Here is a 20,764-nt window from a genome sequence, read left to right as displayed (position 1 = left end):
AATTGTTTAACATGTAAAGAAAAAATACGACTCATCCTTACAAGGAGTGAGTCGTATTTTTATTATGAGCAATTACGTGGTTAACAGCATCTTTAACTGTATTTACTACATAGTGAGCGTGTTCTTTTACTGCGTCATCTGCTTGAGACATAGCAAAACTGTGAGGAGTTAAAGAAAACATTGGGATATCATTATAAGAATCCCCTATGCAAGCAACTTCATCTGGCTGTATTTGAAACTCTTTTAATAAAACAGAAATAGCAGCCCCTTTACTAATATTAGGTGGCATTACATCTAAACATTGTTCTGCTGAAATGAATGTACTAACTTTTCCGTGGAATTTTTCATCAATTTTTTTCTGAAGGATTTGTAAGCTTTCCTTTGTTCCACCGACAGAGATTTTATTTGGAAAAATTGTATCATCAATTTTCTGTAATAGATGCGGTTCTTCAACAGAAGTCATCGTGACTTGTTGTTCGAGCTCATGAATAAACGGTGTTTTTTCTTCAATGTAATAATTATGCTCATCACTTATATAACGAAAATAAGGATCTTCATTTGTCATTGCTAACAGATCAGGTAGAATACTCGAATCGAATGTTGCGGATAATAGTTGCTCGTTTTCATGTGTGTACACGAAAACACCATTTACACTAATACGATGGAAATTTGTATTTACAGCTTTCATTAAGTCTGCAATTTCATTATCAAGTCGGCCAGAAGCGAAACAAAGAATAACATTTTGCTCAGCAAGACTGCGAAGTGCTACAAGATCCTGTTCGTCAATTAATCCTCCGTGTTGCATCATTGTACCATCGATATCACTTACAAACATTTTAATCATGTTGTTATCCCCTTTCTATGTACAGTTGCTCTTACATTATACGCATCATATATAAACATGTCTAAAAAATGAATTTTTATGAAATGGTAGATGTTTTACATTGACGACAAAGAAGAATGTTCTGTAACATAAAAGCAGGCTATTTAAGTACGAGGGTGGTGTTATATGAATAATTATCTAGAAATTAAAAAAGTTTTAAATAATAATGTCATCATTGCTAGCCATCCTGAACACGAGGAAGTAGTAGTGATTGGTAAAGGAATTGGATTTGGGAAAAAAGCGAAAGACGTATTGGAGCAAGAACAAATTGAGAAAATGTTTGTTTTAAAAAATGAACGTGATCGTGAACAATACAAACTGTTAGTGCCGCATGTGAGTGAAAAATTAATTGAATTAATGAATGATATTATGTTCTACATTCAAGAAAAAGCAAAATCACCATTGAATGAACATATTCATATCGCTTTAACAGATCATATTTCTTTTGCAATTAAGAGATTAAAACAAGGACTTACAATTGATAATCCTTTTTTAGTTGAAACGAAAATGCTCTATCCAGAGGAATATGAAATTGCTGAAGGTGTTGTAGATCTTTTAAATTCTCGTTTGCAAATTATATTGCCAGAAGGAGAAATCGGTTTTATTGCACTCCATATTTACAGTTCACTTACAAATTCAGATTTATCTTCAGTTAATCAAAACTCCCGTCTCATTGCACAGCTTGTATCTTTAATTGAGATAAACTTACAAATTACATTAGACCAAGAAAGTATCCACTACTTACGCCTTATCCGTCATTTACAATATGCTATTGAACGGGTGAAAAAAGGGGAGAAAGTAGAGGAATCACAAAGCTTTGCTGATTTATTAAAGGCGGAATATCCTGTCTGTTATAATTTAGCTTGGAAGCTAGTAAAGGTCATGCAAAAAGAATTGCAACTTCCTGTGTATGAAGCAGAGAGCATATATTTAACGATGCACCTGCAGCGCTTAGTGAAAGCAGAGCATGTGTAAAAAGACATATATTTTTGTCTAAAATGAAAACGTTAAAAAAAATCATTGAATCGCTTACAATAGTTATGTATAATAACTAATGCAAAGTTATACAAATTTCGACAAACACATTAAGGTAAGTAACGAAAACGTTTGCCTTAATTATAGTGAACTTATAAGTAATCCTATTTTTGACACGTGTTACTGATTCGATCAGGCATGAGTGGAGAAAAGTAAGGAATGTAAGCTTGAGAAAGGGATATACTACCCTTTGTATAGCTATCGTTCTATCTTTTTTTCCTCATGTCTTTTTGGCGTTTGTCGGAAGGTATCAATATAGATAAGAGAGGAAGGGTTTCCATGTTTAAGAAGATCTTTGGTGTTCTTCAAAAAGTCGGAAAAGCGTTAATGCTTCCAGTAGCGATTTTACCGGCAGCAGGTATTTTACTTGGATTTGGTAATGCATTTCAAAATCCACAGTTAACAAATGTTATTCCTGCATTAAAAGCAGATTGGTTCGTAATGGTAGCAAAAATTATGGAACAATCTGGTGATATTATTTTCGCTAACCTTGCATTATTATTCGCAGTTGGGGTAGCAATTGGTTTAGCTGGTGGAGACGGAGTAGCTGGATTAGCAGCATTCGTCGGCTACTTAATTATGAACAAAACGATGAGTGTGTTCTTAGAAGTAGATAAGTTAGTGAAAGTAACAAGTTCTGGAGCAGATCCAGTAAAAATTGGATTTTCTGATCCAGCATATGCAAACGTATTAGGAATTCCAACGCTACAAACGGGAGTATTTGGTGGTATTATCGTCGGTATAGTAGCCGCATATTGCTACAATAAATACTTCAACATTGAATTACCATCATACTTAGGTTTCTTCGCAGGTAAGCGTTTCGTACCGATCGCAACTGCAACATTCTCTTTAGTAGTAGGTATTATCATGTGTTTCATTTGGCCATACATTCAAGGTGGCTTAAATACGTTCTCACATCAAATGATTGATGCAAATAGAACATTAGCAGCATTCATATTCGGTTTAATTGAACGTTCATTAATTCCATTTGGATTACATCACATTTTCTATTCACCGTTCTGGTTTGAATTCGGTCAGTATACAAATGCAGCTGGCGAATTAATCCGTGGTGATCAAAAAATCTTTATGGCACAGTTAAAAGACGGTGTAGAATTAACAGCAGGTACATTTACAACTGGTAAGTATCCGTTCATGATGTTCGGTCTTCCAGCAGCAGCATTAGCAATGTACCATGAAGCACGTCCAGAAAATAAAAAATTAGCAGCAGGTATTTTAGGTTCTGCCGCATTAACATCTTTCTTAACAGGTATTACAGAACCACTTGAATTTTCATTCTTATTCGTAGCACCAGTACTATTCGGAATTCATGCCGTATTCGCTGGTCTATCATTTATGACAATGCAAATTTTAGGTGTTAAAATTGGTATGACATTCTCTGGTGGTTTAATCGACTTTATGTTATTCGGAGTACTACCAGGCCGTACAGCATGGTGGTGGGTAATTATTGTTGGTCTTGTGCTAGCAGTTATTTACTACTTCGGATTCCGCTTTGCAATCCGTAAATGGGATTTAAAAACACCTGGTCGTGAAGTAGCAAATGCGAATGACGGTGCAGGAAAAACTGAAGCGGGTGAACTTCCTCGTGAAGTATTAGTAGCACTTGGTGGTAAAGAAAACATTGCTTCTTTAGACGCTTGTATTACTCGTTTACGTGTTCAAGTTAACGAACAAAAGAACGTAAACAAAGATCGCTTAAAAGAGCTTGGAGCAGCTGGTGTACTTGAAGTAGGAAATAACATTCAAGCTATTTTCGGACCTAAATCTGACACATTAAAATCACAAATTCATGATATTATGTCAGGTCGTACACCTCATGTTGAAAAAGAAGAGCCTGTAAAAGTAGAAGAAGCTCCTCAGCAAGTTGATGAAAACGAAACAATCGTTTCACCAATTGAAGGGAAAATCTTACCGATTACAGAAGTACCTGATCAAGTATTCTCAGGAAAAATGATGGGAGACGGATTTGCAATCGAGCCAACAGAAGGAACAGTAGTTTCTCCAGTTAACGGTGAGATCGTCAACGTATTCCCTACAAAGCATGCGATTGGCATTCAATCTGAAGGCGGAAAAGAAATTTTAATCCATTTCGGTATTGATACTGTAAAATTAAATGGTGAAGGTTTTGAAGCACTTATAGCACAAGGCGACAAAGTGAAACAAGGACAACCATTATTAAAAGTAGATCTTGCATTTGTAAAAGAAAATGCACCATCTATCATTACACCAATTGTCTTTACGAATTTACAACAAGGACAACAAGTCGAATTGAAAAAAGATGGAAATGTTAAGAAGGGCGAAAACGCTATTATTGACATTCAGTAGGAATTTGACGCAAAATGTTTATAATTATAATAGGCGATGTGGTTGACCGAACATCGCCTATTATATACAATAGATGATGTAGTACTCACGTCTATACAACTAAAAAATACTGTAATTTAAAGGAGATAAATTATCATGGAAAAAATCTTTAAAGTAACTAGCGACTCAGGAATTCATGCTCGTCCAGCAACTCTACTTGTAAACACTGCAAGCAAATTTGGTTCTGACATTAACTTAGAGTATAACGGAAAAAACGTTAACTTAAAATCAATCATGGGCGTTATGTCTTTAGGTATTCAACAAAACGCAGAAATTAAAATCACTGCAAATGGTGATGATGCAGCTCAAGCACTAGCAGCTATCGAAGAAACTATGAAAAACGAAGGATTAGGAGAATAATGACTCTTAACATTCAAGGGATCGCTGCATCAAGTGGGATTGCTATTGCAAAGGCTTTCAGACTTGAGAATCCTGAATTTAACATTGAAAAGAAATCAATTACAAACGAAGCTGCTGAAATTGCACGCTTAGACGCTGCGCTTGAGAAAGCAAAAACTGAATTAGAAGCTATTAAGGACCACGCTTTTGCTGAGCTAGGTGCTGATAAAGCTGCGATCTTTGAAGCACATTTATTAGTGTTAAATGATCCAGAACTAGTAAACCCAGTAAAAGATAAAGTAAATAGCGAAAAAGTAAATGCTGAATTTGCGATGGATGAAGTTGCATCAATGTTTATTTCTATGTTTGAAAACATGGATAACGAATATATGAAAGAACGTGCTGCGGACATTCGTGACGTAACAAAACGCGTTCTTGCACATTTACTAGGAATTAACTTCTCAAACCCTGGTACAATTTCTGAAGAAGTAATCATCATTGCTGAAGATTTAACACCATCTGATACAGCTCAGTTAAACCGTAAGTATGCAAAAGGTTTTACAACTGATATCGGTGGACGTACATCTCACTCTGCAATTATGGCTCGTTCTATGGAAATTCCAGCTGTTGTTGGTACGAAAGTTGTTATGGAGAAAATCCAAAACGGCGATATCGTAATCATCGACGGTTTAGATGGAGAAGTAATTGTTAATCCATCAGAAGAAACTCTTCGTTCTTTTGAAGAAAAGAAAGCGAAATTTGAAGAGCAAAAAACTGAATGGGCAAAATTAAAAGACCAAGCTACTGTAACAAGTGATGGACATCACGTTGAGCTTGTTGCAAATATCGGAACACCAAATGATGTACAAGGTATTATCGATAATGGCGGAGAAGGCGTTGGTTTATACCGTACAGAATTCTTATACATGGGCCGTGACAATCTTCCAACAGAAGAAGAGCAGTTCGAAGCGTATAAAGCAGTTCTTGAAGGTGTAAAAGAAGGTCAACCTGTTGTTGTTCGTACACTTGATATCGGTGGAGATAAAGAGCTTCCATACTTACATTTACCAAAAGAAATGAACCCATTCTTAGGATACCGTGCAATTCGCTTATGTCTTGATGAGCAAGATGTGTTCCGTACACAACTTCGTGCATTACTTCGTGCTAGCGTATACGGTAACTTAAAAATTATGTTCCCAATGATTGCAACTCTTGATGAGTTCCGTCAAGCGAAAGCAATCTTATTAGAAGAGAAAGCGAAACTTGTAGAAGCGGGTACAACTGTTTCTGATTCTATTGAAGTGGGTATGATGGTTGAAATCCCAGCTTCAGCAGTATTAGCAGATCAATTCGCAAAAGAAGTTGATTTCTTCTCTATCGGAACAAATGACTTAATCCAATACACAATGGCTGCAGACCGTATGAACGAACAAGTAGCTTACTTATACCAACCGTATAACCCATCTATTTTACGTCTTGTAAAAATGGTTATCGAAGCGGCTCATAAAGAAGGAAAATGGGCTGGTATGTGTGGTGAGATGGCGGGAGATTCACTTGCTATCCCATTATTATTAGGATTAGGTTTAGATGAGTTCAGTATGAGTGCAACATCTATTCTTCCTGCAAGAACACAACTAAGCAAGTTGTCAAAAGCAGAAATGGAAACATTAGCAGAAAAAGCATTAATGATGTCAACTGCTGAAGAAGTTGTTGAACTAGTTAAAAGCATATAATCAATAAAAAAACCTGAGTCGATTTGAAATCGGTCTCAGGTTTTTTCTATGAGAAAAGTAAATCTTATTTTCTTACTATAGAGGATAAGGAACAGAATTAGATAGCGATAGCAACGATATCAGTTGGGCATACACGTAAAATACCAGTAAAAGTATTTCGGTTTTGATTGTTCTTATCGTCTTTATTGTTATCTTTGTTATCTTTGTTGTTATTACGAGCTAAAGCAGAGAAAAGAGCAACACCGTTAGCGAAACCTTCAAAAATTACATTGTTGAATGTGCCGTTACCTCTAATGCTTAAAAGAGAAAGCTCTGTTCCAACTGAAATGCTAGCAAGTACGTTACATACAGCTGGTTGTTGTGGTTTTACCTCTCTCTCTTTCTCGCGATGGTCACGATGGTCACACTCTCTTTCACGATGATGACAGTCTCTAAAGTTATCACAGCATCCAAATGATCCAAACATAATCCTCATCACCCCCTTCACACTTATAATCTATGTAAGTTCGGTAGTGAGTGACTGGACAGAGAGTGGAATTTTTTCTAGGGGATTTTCTCATTTTAAATGACTAGCTGGGTGTTTATTACGGGATGATGTTTAAAATAGGATAGATATCACAAAAAAGTGTAAGGACCACCGGAATGAATGAAATAGGTAGCCTTTACACTTTTTTGCTTTTATATAAAACGATGATATATACAGGAAGAGCTAAGAGTAGTGGTGCAATGGATCTTGCAGTATGTTTTTCCGCTTCTAATTGAAACGCTTCTTCTTTTGGGAATTGTAACACTGATATGTTTGCAGCATCGCCAATAAAATATAACAGCAGTACAGTTACTATGTAGCTTAAAAGTGCGATAAAGCTTCCGTATGAACTCAATGAAAATCCCTCTCTTGTTATCTATTTGTTATCATTGTATCATAATTGTAACAAAAACACACGGTTATATTTCGTTGTTTTAACAAATTTCGACATGAAACGCCATTTTTGTTTATGGAAATAGCATAAAATTTACTATTTTTTTATGTAAAGCTGTCGAATAATACATTGTAATATTACGGATGTGTGACAGAAGAAAAAGAAACGAAGGTAATGAAATTACCTTCGTTTCTTTTTTATCCCGCATTAACAGGCAGTAAACCCCTCATATTGACTAAAGGTTCACTTTCTTATTTTGCCCATTCACTCACTTGTTCTACGCTCATTCGTGGTGCAGGGTGGCCTTTTAAAGTTGATTCACCAATTGTAATAAGCATAATTGGTACGTAACGAGATGAAACATTGAATTCTTCTATAAGTGCTTGTGGGTTGAAACCACCAATAGCACAAGTATCCCAGCCAGTTGCTTTAGCTGCAAGCATAAGTTGCATTGCTGCTAAAGATGCATTTGAAAAGGCTGCATCTCTTGGGAATTGCTCACGAGCATATGCAGACTCAATATTTTTAGCTAAGCGCTCTTTAGCTTCTTCTTTCATGAATCCTTGTTCTACAATTGGACCATAAACCGGTTCAACGTTTTTATAAGCTTCTAAATCACCTAAAATAGCGACTACAGCAGAAGCATCAAGTATTTGTTGCTGGTTATAAGCAATTGGATGTAATCGTTTCTGTACATCTTCACCTTGGAATACGAGGAATTTCCAGTGCTGCAAGTTCCAAGCAGAAGGTGCTTGAGCAGCTCCCTTTAAAATCTCGTGTAACTCTGTAGATGAAATTTCTTTCTCCGGGTTGAATGCACGTGTAGATGTGCGTTCATATAGAACATCAAAAAAATTATCGTTTGTCATTATATATCCTCCAAATTACATATCAAATTATGAAAAAATACATGTAGTATATTCTACTTACATTTTGTAAGTTATCGAATTTAAGAATATAATATCTTTATTTTAATTGTCAAGTTTTAAAGAGGAAGCTAGGGCATTCATACAAACGATACAATTCCGATAATCATACACTAAAAAAGGAATTTATAGAGTGAAAAAGAAAAGAGAACATTCTCAATTAGCTTGTTAATATGTATCCCTCACTCATTAAAATTTTTTGAGAGCAGCTTTTTATAAAATGTTTGTGAGGAATTCAGTAGAACAAGATATATGAAGTGAGTGAAGACTAGTGATGAACATACTACATTTTTTATTAGAGAATACGGTTTTCCAAAATGTATTACAAGATCTTCAGTTAAATGTCCTTTATATAGAAAATGGATGTACACATCAACAAACGATAGAAAATATTCATCCAAAATGTATGTTTATAGCAAATAGTTTTGAAGAAGGAGAATTATTGTTTCAGAGGACTAAACCACATATTGTAATTATGTATGTAACAGATTTTTCTCAAATAAAATATATAAAGAATATGTATAATCCACAGAGTACATTTATTGTCATTTGGGATCAACAAATAACAAGCGAGTTTGCAGAGGTGCTTACGTTAGGAATACGTAATATTGTGATAGCCCCTGTGACCCCACAAATGGTGTTAGAGGAAGTGAATAAGAGTTTGTATCAGCTTTCTTTAGTACGGCAAGTAAGTTTGCAACAAGAACTACTTCAAATGATGTTTGATTTTCAAAATGATCTATTATTTATAGTAGAAGACGATGAGATTGTTGATTGTAATACAAACTTTTTAGAGTTTTTCGGATATGAAAATTTGTTTGCCTATCGTGAGCAACATTTAGTATTTGCTGAACATTTTATTAGAGAAAATGGATACTATTCAACAACCCATGATATAACATGGTTAGATGATACATTATCATATGATAGAAGAATTAAGATGTCCAATTATGAAGGGGAAGTGTCAACTTTTTTATTGCGTGCGACACCACTGCCAGAAGATTTATCAAGATTTATTGTGAAGTGTACAGAGATTACAGAATTAGATGAAATCTATCAAGAACAAGAAAGGCTTGCGATGATAGATTCGTTAACAGAGATTTATAATCGTTTGAAGTTCCAACAAATACTAGAGGCAGAATGGGATAATGCAATGCGTAACGATGAAAAAATAGCGCTCATTTTATTTGATATAGATAATTTTAAAACAGTAAATGACACGTATGGTCATGATTTTGGTGATTTAGCGTTAATTCAGCTTGCAGAGCTTATGAAATCTAAAGTGGAGCAGCAACATGTATTTGCAAGGTGGGGAGGAGAAGAATTTATTATATTAGTAACGAATACTGTAGAAAAAGAGGCATTTCAGGTTGCGGAATCATTACGATTTTTCATTGAAACAAAGCAATTCTCAGGAATTTCGAAATTAACAGCCAGTTTTGGAGTTGCATTATATGAACAAGGGATTACAAGAGAAGAATTAATGCAACGAGCGGATATTGCATTATATGAAGCGAAAAAAAATGGGAAAAATCAAGTATGTGTATATAGAAAAGAAAAAAAATAATTTTTCGCAACAAATTGTTGCGATTTTTTTTTATTGTTTGATAATAGAATGTGAGGGGGATTTTGAACGAAGGAATTATGGAGGAACAATATGATAAAAAAAATAATGACGATAGCTTTGCTGTCTGCTGTAGTTGGTGGTGGAGTATACTATTTTCTCTATAATCCCAATATAAAGGAAAGTACTGTATTAACAACTAAGGTGAATCCTACTATTGAATCAGAAGTACAAGAGAATATAGAAGAAAAAGAAGAACAAAAAATTGATTATGCTAGTATATCTCAAAAGTTAGATCAATATTTAGTAGGAAAGCAATTTAATGGAACAGTTTTAGTGACAGATAAAGAGCATGTTATATTGAATAAAGGATATGGGTATGCTGATGTTCAAAATAAGATAGAAAATACGCCTCAAACCAAATATCGTATCGGTTCTATTACGAAAACAGTCGTGGCCACATCTATTTTACAGCTGCAGGAACAAGGGAAGTTAAATATTCAAGACAATGTAAATAAATATATTCCCTCTTTTCCGGTAGATAAAAATATCACCTTATATCATTTGTTAACACACACATCAGGTTTACCAGAAAGCGGAAAAGGGAAAGTGAATGCCGCTTCTCGTATAAACTTAGTAAATTGGATTGGAAGTCAAAAATTAGAATTTCCACCAGGCGCAGGTTGGAGATATACAGATTATAATTATATGGTGCTTGCCTATATTATAGAAAGCATATCGAAAAAACCTTTAGGAGATTACATAAAAGAAAATATATTTACTAAAGCAGAAATGCATGAATCTGGTATGGGAAATATGGCTCAGGGAGATCAGCATTTTACTAAAGGATATGTAAAGAAAGAGAATGTCCTTGAACCTGCACAAAAATTGTTAATGGAGTGGTTATATGGATGCGGTGAGATGTATACGACAGTTGGCGATATGAAGAAATTAGACGAAGCGATTATAAATGGGAAACTTCTTTCTGAACAAAGTATACAAGCGATGTTTTCACCTTCAACAGAACGAAAATATGCATTTAGTTTTTACATATATCCGGATTATTTTTATAATCATGGTGTACTATCTGGTTGGAATACTTTCAATAATTTTAATAAAGAAAAAGGCACTTTTGTTATTTTATTTTCAAATGTGAAAAATAGTATAGATGATGATTTTAATAATGAGTTTCGAAAGATGGTAAGTGATTTATTAGAACAAAGGGGATGAGAAAATGGAACGTAAAAATGTATCAATAGGTTTTATCGGTATTGGTGTAATGGGAAAAAGTATGGTGCGTCATTTAATGCAAGACGGTTATAAAGTATATGTATATAATAGAACAAAAGCGAAGACAGACTCTTTAGTGCAAGATGGTGCAAATTGGTGTGATACACCGAAAGAGTTAGTAAAACAAGTTGATGTTGTAATGACTATGGTTGGATATCCACATGATGTAGAAGAAGTATACTTTGGGATAGATGGAATTTTGGAGAATGCAAATGAAGGTACGATAGCAATTGATTTCACGACATCTACACCAACATTGGCAAAACGTATTAATGAAATGGGTAAAAGTAAGAATGTATATACGTTAGATGCACCTGTATCAGGAGGAGACGTTGGTGCGAAAGAAGCAAGACTTGCAATTATGGTCGGTGGCGAGAAAGAAATATATGAAAAATGTTTACCTTTATTTGAAAAGTTAGGAACAAATATTCAGTTACAAGGGCCAGCTGGAAGTGGACAACATACAAAAATGTGCAATCAAATAGCGATTGCTTCAAATATGATTGGAGTATGTGAAGCTGTTGCTTATGCGAAAAAAGCTGGGCTAGATCCAGATAAAGTATTAGAAAGTATTTCAACGGGAGCAGCAGGTAGCTGGTCATTGAGTAATTTGGCTCCTCGAATGTTAAAGGGAGATTTTGAACCAGGGTTTTATGTAAAGCATTTTATGAAAGATATGAAGATTGCTTTAGATGAGGCGGAAAAGTTGCAATTACCAGTACCAGGTTTAAGTTTGGCGAAGGAATTGTATGAAGAGTTAATGAAAGATGGGGAAGAGAATAGCGGAACACAAGTGTTATACAAAAAGTACATAAGGGGGTAAATGAGATGGATCTTCAAAAATTTGATGAGATGATTGATACTGTACAACGAGCAACTTGTATAAAAATTAATGAAAAACAAAAAGAAGCTTTTAAACAAAAATATGATTTTGAGCCGAAATTCGAATATGGAAGAGATGAAAAGGGGCATTATGTTATTCGATCTTCAAAAAAGATGCTAGAAGAAATGGAATTTTATTTGGCATTGAAATATGATCGAGATGGAGTTGATCTATATATGCAAGCTGAGATTGATGGTATATGTCACGTATCTGTTAGTTATAGTGAAGACGTCTTGCACCTACAAGAATTGTTTCAATTTCTAGAAGAAAATAAATAAAAGTCCTCATTTGAGGACTTTTATTTATTTTTAATTTTATAATTATAAGCTAGAAGCTCGGCGGCATCGTTCGATTGGGAATGGAATAACTTGTGCGATATGATTAGGACCGAATTGTTTTGCACGAGCATGGCGTACTATATAAAATGCACACAGAATTGAAACAGGAATAGCACCGAATAAGCCAAAAAATAAAGCGCTTACACAAGATGCAACAAAACCTAAAACACCAACTTCCAACTCTTCCATAATAGCTCCTAGAATAACAGGAAGTGCTCCACACGTAACCCCTAGTATAAGTGCGATAAGTAAACTCATGATTATCCCCCTCTGTTTGCGATATTCTTTTCCTTATTAGTTAATTGTAGTATATCATATACAAAACAGAATTTTCAGAAAAAATTCAAAAAAAGTTCAACAAATGTTCAAAAAGTGTTAAAAAAATCACTTAAAAAATAGAAGGAGAGATTGTTTTTAAATAGAAGGACTCATATGTTTGAGAAAATAAAAAATCAGGCTTATTTCATTTTTCGAAATAAGCCTGTTCCATAGGAGGATGTATATATGTAGAGTGAATAAAAGGTTGGAAAAGGGGATCCAAGTCCTTTTATTCAACTAACTACCTTAATAAATTGGAACCCAGCCTTCAGTTGTAACAAAAATACGAATAGCTACAACTTGACGATCATCTTGCAAGGTAAAATAATGTCTTGCATTTTCAGGAACAGATATAAGATCGCCTGGCTCAAGTTCAACGTCAAAGAATTTCCCATCTTTTCCTTCAATGGCAAAGATGCCATGCCCACTAACAATAAAGCGAACTTCATCATCAGTATGATGGTGTTCTTTTTGGAAATTAATTAATAATTCGTCAAGGTTAGGTGTGCTATTTGAAAGGGAAATTACATCATGTGCTTTATAACCTCGGCGCGCTGAAACATCAGCGATTTCTTTTGAAAACACAGCTAATATTTCAGCTTTGTTTTCATCTGTTAACGAATAATTTTCATTTAAATGAGTAGGAAGATGAGCGATATTCCATCTCTCATATAAAACACCTTCCTCGTGTAGAAATTTAGATACTTCCACTTCATTTTCGATGCGAGTATTTACTTCATGAATACGAATTTGCGCCATTAGAAACGCCTCCTTGAATTGATAATAGTTTTATATGAAATTGGAATAAAAACTCATAAGCTTCTAATCTTTTCTTTGTATCAAAGCTATCTCGGCCCCATACGGTAATACCGTGGTTACGGATTAATACTGCTCCAGAATCTCCTTGTATATGCTTGCGGAAGTTTTCACCAAGCGTTGGGATATGGGCATGGTTTTCGATAATAGGAATGTGAATTGTTGCGCCTTCTTCCCAAATATCGAGAGCTTTAATAATTTCTTGGTTTTGAAGGGTGACTGCATCACTATATAAATTTGTGATGACATTATTATCAGTTGTATGAACATGAAGTACGCACCCGGCATTCGTATTGTTATAAATATGTGTATGTAATATTGTTTCTGCTGAAGGGCGTAATTCAGTCTCTAATACGGGAACCCCCAGATGATCTACTAATAGAAAATCATCTGGAGTAGTTTTTGTTTTATCTTTACCACTTGCTGTAATAAGAAAAGTAAGTGGCTCATGACTAACCTTTATAGAAATATTACCACTCGTTGCTGGAAACCAATTTCGTATTGTTAACTCTTTTTTTATCTCGCTTAAGTCATACCACTGACGAAAAAGTTGTTTCATGATTTCACCTCCAACAAATGTTTTAATTCAGTTTGAACATCGTGAAATGTTTCAAACGGTGTATAAGCAATATGGTTCTCTTCACACTTTGTAATAAGGAAGTCACGAGCAAATACTTTATCTACTTGTTTCGCAGCTTGTAAATCAGTAATTGAATCTCCAATCACAATATGGAAGTCATTCGAATCACTTAATTTACGGATTAACGATGATTTGCATAATCCGCAATGATTTTGACAATGGTGATCACAAGGATGAGGCCACTTAACGGTAATGAATTCACGTGAAAAGTCTGTTTCATTACAGTAAATTTTCTCTTTTGGAATGATTTCTTGTAAGAGTGGGTAGACGAAGAAGTCCATTCCACCTGATATAACGTAAAAAGAAATGTTATTTTCATTTACAAATTGTATAAATTCATGAAAGCCACTACGGATTTCAGCAGTTTCTATTAAAAATTGAATCATATCATCGTGTAGACTAGTAGGTATTAATTGAAATAATTGAGAAACACCTTCTTGAATAGACAACTCTTGTGATAAAATTCTATTCTTTACTTTTTCCGCTTCTGGTGGTGCAAATTTTTCCATAATGGACATAATGTTATCATTATTTGTAATCGTGCCATCGAAATCACAAAATACTTGAATATTCATAATTTCACCCCATGAGAAGGGTTTCCCCATATTTGTAGTGCACTATGCAAATTTATATCATCCACTTCATGGAGTGGTGTATTTTGCAAAGTAGCATCAATTGCAGTACGGAAAGCTTTACCACCGCCTTGCGCCCCGCTTGGATGTCCATGTATCCCGCCGCCAGCATTAATAACAACATCTTTACCGAAATCTCGTAAAATAAAGGGAACGAAACCAGGGTGAATACCAGCAGACGGAACAGAAAAACTCTTCTTGAAAAACGGATCATCTTCAGTTAAATATTTTGAGATAGCAAGAGCTTCCTCTTTTTCTAGTGCAACACTTCCGTATGGAGATGGGAATAATGAAAAGTCAGCCCCAGCATAACGTAATAGCTTTCCGAGTAATAATGGAGATGAAACGCCATATAACTTGGAGGCTGAGTAAGCGCCACTTACAGCAGGGTGTGCCATAATAGGAACTGGGATTTCATCATCTTCTGCTAGTGATTGTAGTACATCTAGTCCATAAGCAAATACGTTAAATAATAGAATGTCAGCTCCAGCGTGTACGGCGCGTTTCGCATTTTCTTTTAAATCAAAAGTTCGACCTGTTAAATTTACGGCATATAGCGTTTTATGGCCGTATGTTTCATATACGGATTGTAAAACTTCTTTTCCAGATACAATGCGTTTCGTAAGTGGTGTTAATGTATTCTCAAATAATATTTCATCATCCTTTACGATATCTACACCACCAATTGCTTGATCACGTAATTGTGTTTTTAAATACCCAATATTTCGTCCAATCATTCCTTTAAAAATGCTCATTAAAAGGGGACGTTCATGCACTTGTAAAAGATTTCGAATACCATCTATACCGAACTTTGGACCAGGGAAATACTTTTTTAACTCGTCTGAAAAGGTTAAGTCAATTAACTTCACTTCGCCATCAAGTGATAGCTTGCCGAATGTAGTTGTTAAAATTGCTGGTAAGTCTGGACTGAAGTTTAATAACGGATATTCAATTTTAATAATCCCGCGTTTAACCTTTTTACGTAAATACAAATTGGTATGTTCGTGTTCAGTTAATTCTTCAACATGAATGACGTTGCCTTTATGCTGTTTTAATTGTTCTTGCAATAAGTGTGGCAAATGAGTCCAAGAGCCAATTGTTAAACCGAGTGCAATTTGCTCGGCCTTTTTTTCTAAATTATGTGAATCATCATGGATTAAATACGTTGCTATAATTCCGCTCATTGTTAAAACCTCCTAGTTAAATAAAAAAACCTCTCAGCTAAGGAGAGGTTTTTTTACAACCAGCTCCTTATCTGTCAGCATAACGCTGCGAGAATTAGCACCGTGTCTACAATTGTAGATCGGTTGCCGGGTTTCGTCGGGCTCGTCCCTCCACCTGCTCTTGATAAGAAGTATTTAGAAATGTTTAAATTTTTAAGATAACTGAATTTTGTCAGATATTTTTCGTGTTGTCAATTACTTTTTGAAAAAATTTAATTTATCAATTCGATTAATGGCTTCTCGTAATCTATCTTCTGTATGTAAGAGACCAACACGGACATACCCTTCGCCATGTTCACCAAATCCAACACCAGGGGCAACTGCAACGTGTGCTTTTTCTAGTAAAATATCAGAAAATTGCTCAGATGTATAACCTTCTGGTACAGGAAGCCATGCAAAGAATGATCCTGTTGGAATGTCTACATCCCAACCAATTGAGTGACAAGCTGAAATAAGAGCGTTTCTGCGAGATTCGTAACTATTTACAAGGTCTACGACGCAAGATTGTGAACTTAATAGTGCTTCACGGGCAGCATCTTGAACTGCACCAAAAATACTAACATACATATGATCTTGTAATAAGTTAATTGTTTCAATGACACTTGCATTTCCCACAGCAAAAGCAATACGCCATCCAGCCATATTGAAAGTTTTTGATAAAGTGTAAATTTCAATACCTGTATCTTTAGCACCGTCTGCTTGCAAGAAACTAACAGGCTTTTGACCATCGAATCCAATCGCACCGTAAGCAAAATCATGAACGACTAATATATTATGTTCATTAGCAAAATGAATCGTTTCATCAAAGAAATCTTTTGATGCAGTAGCACCAGTAGGATTGTTTGGATAATTTAAAAACATTAACTTTGCACGTTCAGCGATAGTGTCATCAATTTTCGTATAATCTGGTAAAAAATTATTTTCTGCAAGTAGCGGCATTGTTTCAAAATGTGCTTTTGCTAAAGCAACCCCCGATAAATAATCTGGATATCCTGGATCTGGAACGAGAATGGTATCGCCAGGGTTTGTAAAACAAATTGGTAATTCTACTAATCCGGCCTTTCCGCCAAACAAAATAGCAACTTCTGTTTTTGGATTTAATTCTACGCCGTATTCACGATTATAGAATGTTGCCACAGCTTCTTTTAAACTTTCATGTCCACGAAATGGCGGATATTTATGATGAATGGCCTTTTCAGCAGCGTCTTGCAAAGCTTTTACGATATGCTGCGGTGTTGGTTGATCTGGATTACCTTGTCCTAGATTAATAACATCGTGACCTGCTGCAACGACTTTGTTAACTTTTGCAACAAGTGAAGCGAAAAATTGTGTTGGCAATGATGTTACTATCTCAGAAGGTTGAAATAATTTCATACTTTCCACCTCTTTTGAAAGTTGTTACAATTCTAGTGACAAATGATATAATCTTTCCAGTATTTTGTAAAGAAAAAATTAAGAATGGGGCTGACAAAATGAAAGTCGCATGTATTCAAATGGATATTGTCTTTGGAGATGTAGAAAAAAATATTGAAAATGCTAAAAATAAAATAAGTGAAGCGATGAAAGAAAGACCAGATGTGATTGTCTTACCAGAACTGTGGACAACAGGATATGATTTAACTAGGCTTTCTGAAATTGCAGATAGGGATGGATTAGAAACGAAAGAAAAGCTGAAAGAGTGGTCGAAACAATATGGTGTACATATTGTCGGTGGCTCTATAGCGAAGCAAACAGATCAAGGTGTTACAAATACAATGTATGTAGTAACTAATAAAGGTCAGCTAGTCAATGAATATAGCAAAGTGCACTTATTTCAGCTCATGGATGAACATAAATATTTAATCGCTGGAAATAGTACAGGCGAATTTAAGTTAGATAATATAGAGTGTGCTGGTACAATTTGTTATGATATTCGTTTTCCGGAGTGGATGCGTGTTCATACTGCTAAAGGTGCAAAAGTTCTATTTGTTGTAGCAGAATGGCCATTAGTTCGTTTAGCACATTGGCGTTTGCTATTGCAAGCAAGAGCAGTTGAAAATCAGTGTTATGTTGTTGCATGTAATAGGGCAGGAAAGGATCCGAATAATGAGTTTGCGGGTCATTCTTTAATTATCGATCCTTGGGGTGAAGTTGTTGTAGAAGCGAATGAAGAAGAATCAATTTTATTTGGAGAGCTTCATTTTGAGAAAATTAAAGAAGTACGCAAAGGAATTCCAGTTTTTGCAGATCGTCGTCCAGAATTATACAAATAAAATGTTGACAAGTGATTTTTATTCTTGGTATAGTCTTCAACATAAAGTTAAAAATTCAAAAAATTATACAACTCTTATCAAGAGCAGGTGGAGGGATTTGGCCCGATGAAGCCCAGCAACCGACCGTAATACCATTGTGAAATGGGGCGTTTATTTACGCCAAAAGGCACGGTGCTAATTCCAGCAGAAAGTAAAACTTTCTGGCAGATAAGAGGGGAGAAGATAAACTTCAAACCTCTTTCTTTGTGGAAAGAGGTTTTTCTATTTTAGAAAAACCTCTGAATAAAAAGGGGGAGAAGACGATGGGATATTATTCATTAACTGAAACGACAGCTATACAATATGCGAAAGAACACGATTATTTTGAAAAGAAAGCAAATGTAGTTTGTCATGAAATTGGAGATGGCAATTTAAATTACGTGTTCAAATTAGATGATGGAGAGAAGTCTATTATAATAAAACAAGCACTGCCATATGCGAAAGTAGTTGGTGAGAGCTGGCCATTGTCTATAAAAAGAGCGACGATTGAAAGTAAAGCATTACAAATTTTTGCGAAGTATGTGCCGGAATATGTGCCGGTAGTGTACAGTCATGATGAAGAGTTAGCGGTAACAGTTATAGAAGATTTATCAAGACTAACAATTACAAGAAAAGGATTTATAGATGGAGAGGAGTACCCACTTTTATCCCAACATATCGGTCGTTTTCTAGCACATGTGTTGTTTTATACTTCAGATTTCGGGTTAGAGTCAGAAGAGAAAAGGGTACTAGAAGGTGCATTTGTAAACCCAGACCTTTGCAAAATTACAGAAGATTTAGTGTTTACAGATCCGTTTGGCCATTACGATACGAATGATTATGAACCAGATTTGCAGCTAGCTGTAGATGAACTATGGAGTGACAAAACTGTCAAATTAAAAGTGGCACAGTATAAATATAAATTTTTAACGAGAAAAGAAGCACTTATTCATGGAGATTTACATACGGGAAGTATTTTTTCATCACCTTCTGAAACGAAAGTGATTGATCCAGAATTTGCAACATATGGTCCATTTGGATTCGATCTTGGGCAATTTATTGCAAATTTATTATTAAATGCGTTATCACGTGAAGAGGCAAAAAGAAATGTGCTATTTTTCCATATTGAAAAAACATGGAGTTATTTTGTAGAAACTTTTACGAAGTTATGGATTGGAGAAGGTGTAGAAGCATATACGAAAGAGAAACAATGGTTGCCAATTATTTTGCAAAATATTTTTACGGATGCCGTTGGATTCGCTGGATGTGAGCTTATCCGTAGAACGATTGGCTTAGCGCATGTAGCTGATTTAGATGAAATAACAAATAAAGAAACGAGAATTCAAGCTAAGAAACAAGCGTTATCCTTAGGTAAAGAACTAATAAAATATGAATCTAAGAACGCTGATATTCAACTGTTCCGAACACTATTCCAACAGACAGTTTCTGGAGGGGTAAAAGCATGAGTACAATTGTTACTATTCCGAGGTCTGTTAGTTGGAAAGGGGATGCTATTGCAGTATTAAATCAAACAAAGTTGCCACACAGTACAGAATACAAAACATTAACGACGATTGAAGAGGTATGGAAAAGTATTATCATGCTAGAAGTAAGAGGGGCACCTGCAATTGGAATTGTAGCTGCATTTGGTTTGGCGCTTGCATCCCAAAAATATAACACTGTACATATTGAAGAATTTCAAAAGAAGTTTAATAGAGATTGTAATTATTTAGGAACGTCACGCCCAACAGCAGTCAATTTATTTTGGGCAATCGATCGTATGAGAGAATCTATTCGAGAAATTACTACAATAAAAGAAGCACAAAAAAAATTAGAAGAAGAAGCGCTTCTCATTCAGCAAGAAGATGAAGCCGTATGCCGGAGTATTGGAGAACATGCATTAACATGTTTTAAAGACGATGATACCATTTTAACAATTTGTAACGCTGGCAGTATTGCAACTGCTAGATATGGTACTGCATTAGCACCGTTTTATATTGGGAAAGAAAAAGGTGTACGTTTACATGCGTATGCGTGTGAAACGAGACCGGTTTTACAAGGTGGGCGTTTAACAACCTGGGAATTAAAACAGGCAAATATTGATGTAACACTTATTACAGATAATACGGCAGCTCATGCTATTCAAACGAAAGAAATAAACGCGATTATAGTAGGAGCGGACCGAATTGTCGCAAATGGAGATACAGCAAATAAAATTGGAACAATGAATTTAGCTATATTAGCAAGATATTTTGATATCCCGTTCTATGTTGCAGCTCCGCTATCGACATTTGATATTACGAAACAAACAGGTAGTGAAATTGTTATTGAAGAAAGAGATGAAACAGAAGTTACGAAAATTTTTGGAAAACAAGTGGCGCCAATTGGAACTGATGTTTATAATCCTGCATTTGACGTAACGCCGAATGAATTAATTACAGGTATTATTACCGAGAAAGGTATTATACGAGGAGATTATGAACAGGAAATTGCATCATTATTTGAAAGACAAGCTAATACATAATAGCTTGTCTTTTTATCCCGCATTAACGGGCAGTAAGACCTCCACCTC

21 protein-coding genes and 2 riboswitches are annotated in these 20,764 nt (G+C 35.2%); of the genes, 11 read left to right on the top strand and 10 right to left on the bottom strand.

The features are described 5' to 3' along the window. Positions 1-37 precede the first annotated feature (37 nt). Complete coding sequence (locus FOT98_RS03700) at positions 38-844, bottom strand: Cof-type HAD-IIB family hydrolase (RefSeq protein ID WP_063260897.1); 807 nt, start codon at positions 842-844, stop codon at positions 38-40. 165 nt (positions 845-1,009) lie between these two features. Between FOT98_RS03700 and glcT the strand changes: the two genes are divergently transcribed. The 4 genes from glcT (at position 1,010) to ptsP (ending at position 6,372) form a co-directional block, all read left to right on the top strand. Continuing rightward, positions 1,010-1,858, top strand: a complete 849-nt coding sequence (gene glcT / locus FOT98_RS03695) for a glucose PTS transporter transcription antiterminator GlcT (RefSeq protein ID WP_063260898.1) — start codon at positions 1,010-1,012, stop codon at positions 1,856-1,858. A 339-nt stretch (positions 1,859-2,197) separates the two neighbouring features. After that, positions 2,198-4,261, top strand: a complete 2,064-nt coding sequence (gene ptsG, locus FOT98_RS03690; RefSeq protein WP_063260899.1) for a PTS glucose transporter subunit IIABC — start codon at positions 2,198-2,200, stop codon at positions 4,259-4,261. Between the two features lie 135 nt (positions 4,262-4,396). Next, a complete protein-coding gene (gene ptsH / locus FOT98_RS03685; protein WP_000411080.1) occupies positions 4,397-4,660 on the top strand; it encodes a phosphocarrier protein HPr in 264 nt (87 codons plus the stop codon). Further along, positions 4,660-6,372, top strand: a complete 1,713-nt coding sequence (gene ptsP, locus FOT98_RS03680; protein WP_061679119.1) for a phosphoenolpyruvate--protein phosphotransferase — start codon at positions 4,660-4,662, stop codon at positions 6,370-6,372. The genes ptsH and ptsP overlap by 1 nt, the downstream gene beginning before the upstream one ends. A 97-nt stretch (positions 6,373-6,469) precedes the next feature. Here the strand turns inward: ptsP and FOT98_RS03675 are convergent, their stop codons facing one another. The 3 genes from FOT98_RS03675 to FOT98_RS03665 form a co-directional block, all read right to left on the bottom strand. Beyond that, on the bottom strand, positions 6,470-6,838 hold the full coding sequence (locus FOT98_RS03675; protein WP_063260900.1) for a DUF3915 domain-containing protein: 369 nt from the start codon (positions 6,836-6,838) through the stop codon (positions 6,470-6,472). Positions 6,839-7,034: 196 nt separating this feature from the next. Further along, positions 7,035-7,253 (bottom strand): hypothetical protein, encoded by a 219-nt coding sequence (locus tag FOT98_RS03670; protein ID WP_000100490.1) that lies wholly within the window; start codon positions 7,251-7,253, stop codon positions 7,035-7,037. 290 nt (positions 7,254-7,543) lie between these two features. Continuing rightward, on the bottom strand, positions 7,544-8,161 hold the full coding sequence (locus FOT98_RS03665; RefSeq protein WP_063260901.1) for a nitroreductase family protein: 618 nt from the start codon (positions 8,159-8,161) through the stop codon (positions 7,544-7,546). A gap of 331 nt (positions 8,162-8,492) precedes the next feature. Between FOT98_RS03665 and FOT98_RS03660 the strand changes: the two genes are divergently transcribed. The 4 genes from FOT98_RS03660 to FOT98_RS03645 all read left to right on the top strand — a co-directional run bounded on the left by FOT98_RS03660 (position 8,493) and on the right by FOT98_RS03645 (position 12,233). Further along, positions 8,493-9,785: a GGDEF domain-containing protein gene (locus tag FOT98_RS03660; RefSeq protein WP_061679121.1), complete on the top strand. Its 1,293-nt coding sequence runs from the start codon at positions 8,493-8,495 to the stop codon at positions 9,783-9,785. 90 nt (positions 9,786-9,875) lie between these two features. Then, positions 9,876-11,012 (top strand): serine hydrolase, encoded by a 1,137-nt coding sequence (locus FOT98_RS03655; protein WP_063260902.1) that lies wholly within the window; start codon positions 9,876-9,878, stop codon positions 11,010-11,012. 4 nt (positions 11,013-11,016) lie between these two features. Next, positions 11,017-11,895, top strand: coding sequence for an NAD(P)-dependent oxidoreductase (locus FOT98_RS03650; protein ID WP_063260903.1), 879 nt, complete (start codon positions 11,017-11,019; stop codon positions 11,893-11,895). A 5-nt stretch (positions 11,896-11,900) separates the two neighbouring features. Beyond that, positions 11,901-12,233 (top strand): DUF3909 family protein, encoded by a 333-nt coding sequence (locus FOT98_RS03645; protein ID WP_061680346.1) that lies wholly within the window; start codon positions 11,901-11,903, stop codon positions 12,231-12,233. Between the two features lie 42 nt (positions 12,234-12,275). Here FOT98_RS03645 and FOT98_RS03640 read toward each other — a convergent pair whose 3' ends face one another. The 6 genes from FOT98_RS03640 to FOT98_RS03615 form a co-directional block, all read right to left on the bottom strand. Beyond that, complete coding sequence (locus FOT98_RS03640; RefSeq protein WP_000054671.1) at positions 12,276-12,551, bottom strand: hypothetical protein; 276 nt, start codon at positions 12,549-12,551, stop codon at positions 12,276-12,278. Positions 12,552-12,857: 306 nt separating this feature from the next. Next, positions 12,858-13,370 carry a 1,2-dihydroxy-3-keto-5-methylthiopentene dioxygenase gene (locus FOT98_RS03635; RefSeq protein WP_063260904.1) on the bottom strand — a complete coding sequence of 171 codons (513 nt, stop codon included), beginning with the start codon at positions 13,368-13,370 and terminating at the stop codon, positions 12,858-12,860. Next, on the bottom strand, positions 13,348-13,986 hold the full coding sequence (locus tag FOT98_RS03630) for a methylthioribulose 1-phosphate dehydratase (RefSeq protein WP_063260905.1): 639 nt from the start codon (positions 13,984-13,986) through the stop codon (positions 13,348-13,350). Before FOT98_RS03630 ends, FOT98_RS03635 begins: the two co-directional genes overlap by 23 nt. Next, a complete protein-coding gene (locus tag FOT98_RS03625) occupies positions 13,983-14,642 on the bottom strand; it encodes a 2-hydroxy-3-keto-5-methylthiopentenyl-1-phosphate phosphatase (protein WP_063260906.1) in 660 nt (219 codons plus the stop codon). Before FOT98_RS03625 ends, FOT98_RS03630 begins: the two co-directional genes overlap by 4 nt. Beyond that, positions 14,639-15,883: a 2,3-diketo-5-methylthiopentyl-1-phosphate enolase gene (mtnW, locus tag FOT98_RS03620; RefSeq protein ID WP_063260907.1), complete on the bottom strand. Its 1,245-nt coding sequence runs from the start codon at positions 15,881-15,883 to the stop codon at positions 14,639-14,641. Before mtnW ends, FOT98_RS03625 begins: the two co-directional genes overlap by 4 nt. A gap of 64 nt (positions 15,884-15,947) precedes the next feature. Next, positions 15,948-16,053: riboswitch (SAM riboswitch) on the bottom strand. Positions 16,054-16,117: 64 nt separating this feature from the next. Then, positions 16,118-17,296 carry a pyridoxal phosphate-dependent aminotransferase gene (locus FOT98_RS03615; protein ID WP_063260908.1) on the bottom strand — a complete coding sequence of 393 codons (1,179 nt, stop codon included), beginning with the start codon at positions 17,294-17,296 and terminating at the stop codon, positions 16,118-16,120. 14 nt (positions 17,297-17,310) lie between these two features. Here FOT98_RS03615 and FOT98_RS03610 point away from each other — a divergent pair, with 14 nt between their 5' ends. The 3 genes from FOT98_RS03610 (at position 17,311) to mtnA (ending at position 20,716) form a co-directional block, all read left to right on the top strand. After that, complete coding sequence (locus FOT98_RS03610) at positions 17,311-18,174, top strand: carbon-nitrogen family hydrolase (RefSeq protein WP_063260916.1); 864 nt, start codon at positions 17,311-17,313, stop codon at positions 18,172-18,174. Between the two features lie 71 nt (positions 18,175-18,245). Continuing rightward, positions 18,246-18,388: riboswitch (SAM riboswitch) on the top strand. An 88-nt stretch (positions 18,389-18,476) separates the two neighbouring features. Then, positions 18,477-19,658 carry an S-methyl-5-thioribose kinase gene (gene mtnK / locus FOT98_RS03605; protein ID WP_063260909.1) on the top strand — a complete coding sequence of 394 codons (1,182 nt, stop codon included), beginning with the start codon at positions 18,477-18,479 and terminating at the stop codon, positions 19,656-19,658. Next, positions 19,655-20,716 carry an S-methyl-5-thioribose-1-phosphate isomerase gene (mtnA, locus tag FOT98_RS03600; RefSeq protein ID WP_063260910.1) on the top strand — a complete coding sequence of 354 codons (1,062 nt, stop codon included), beginning with the start codon at positions 19,655-19,657 and terminating at the stop codon, positions 20,714-20,716. The genes mtnK and mtnA overlap by 4 nt, the downstream gene beginning before the upstream one ends. Positions 20,717-20,764 lie beyond the last annotated feature (48 nt).

Origin of the sequence: Bacillus sp. HY001 (genome assembly GCF_007558965.1) — a bacterium.
Taxonomy (GTDB): Bacteria; Bacillota; Bacilli; order Bacillales; family Bacillaceae_G; genus Bacillus_A; species Bacillus_A mobilis.
Note: the sequence above shows the minus strand (reverse complement) of the source record. Positions and strands in the feature narration are given on the sequence as shown.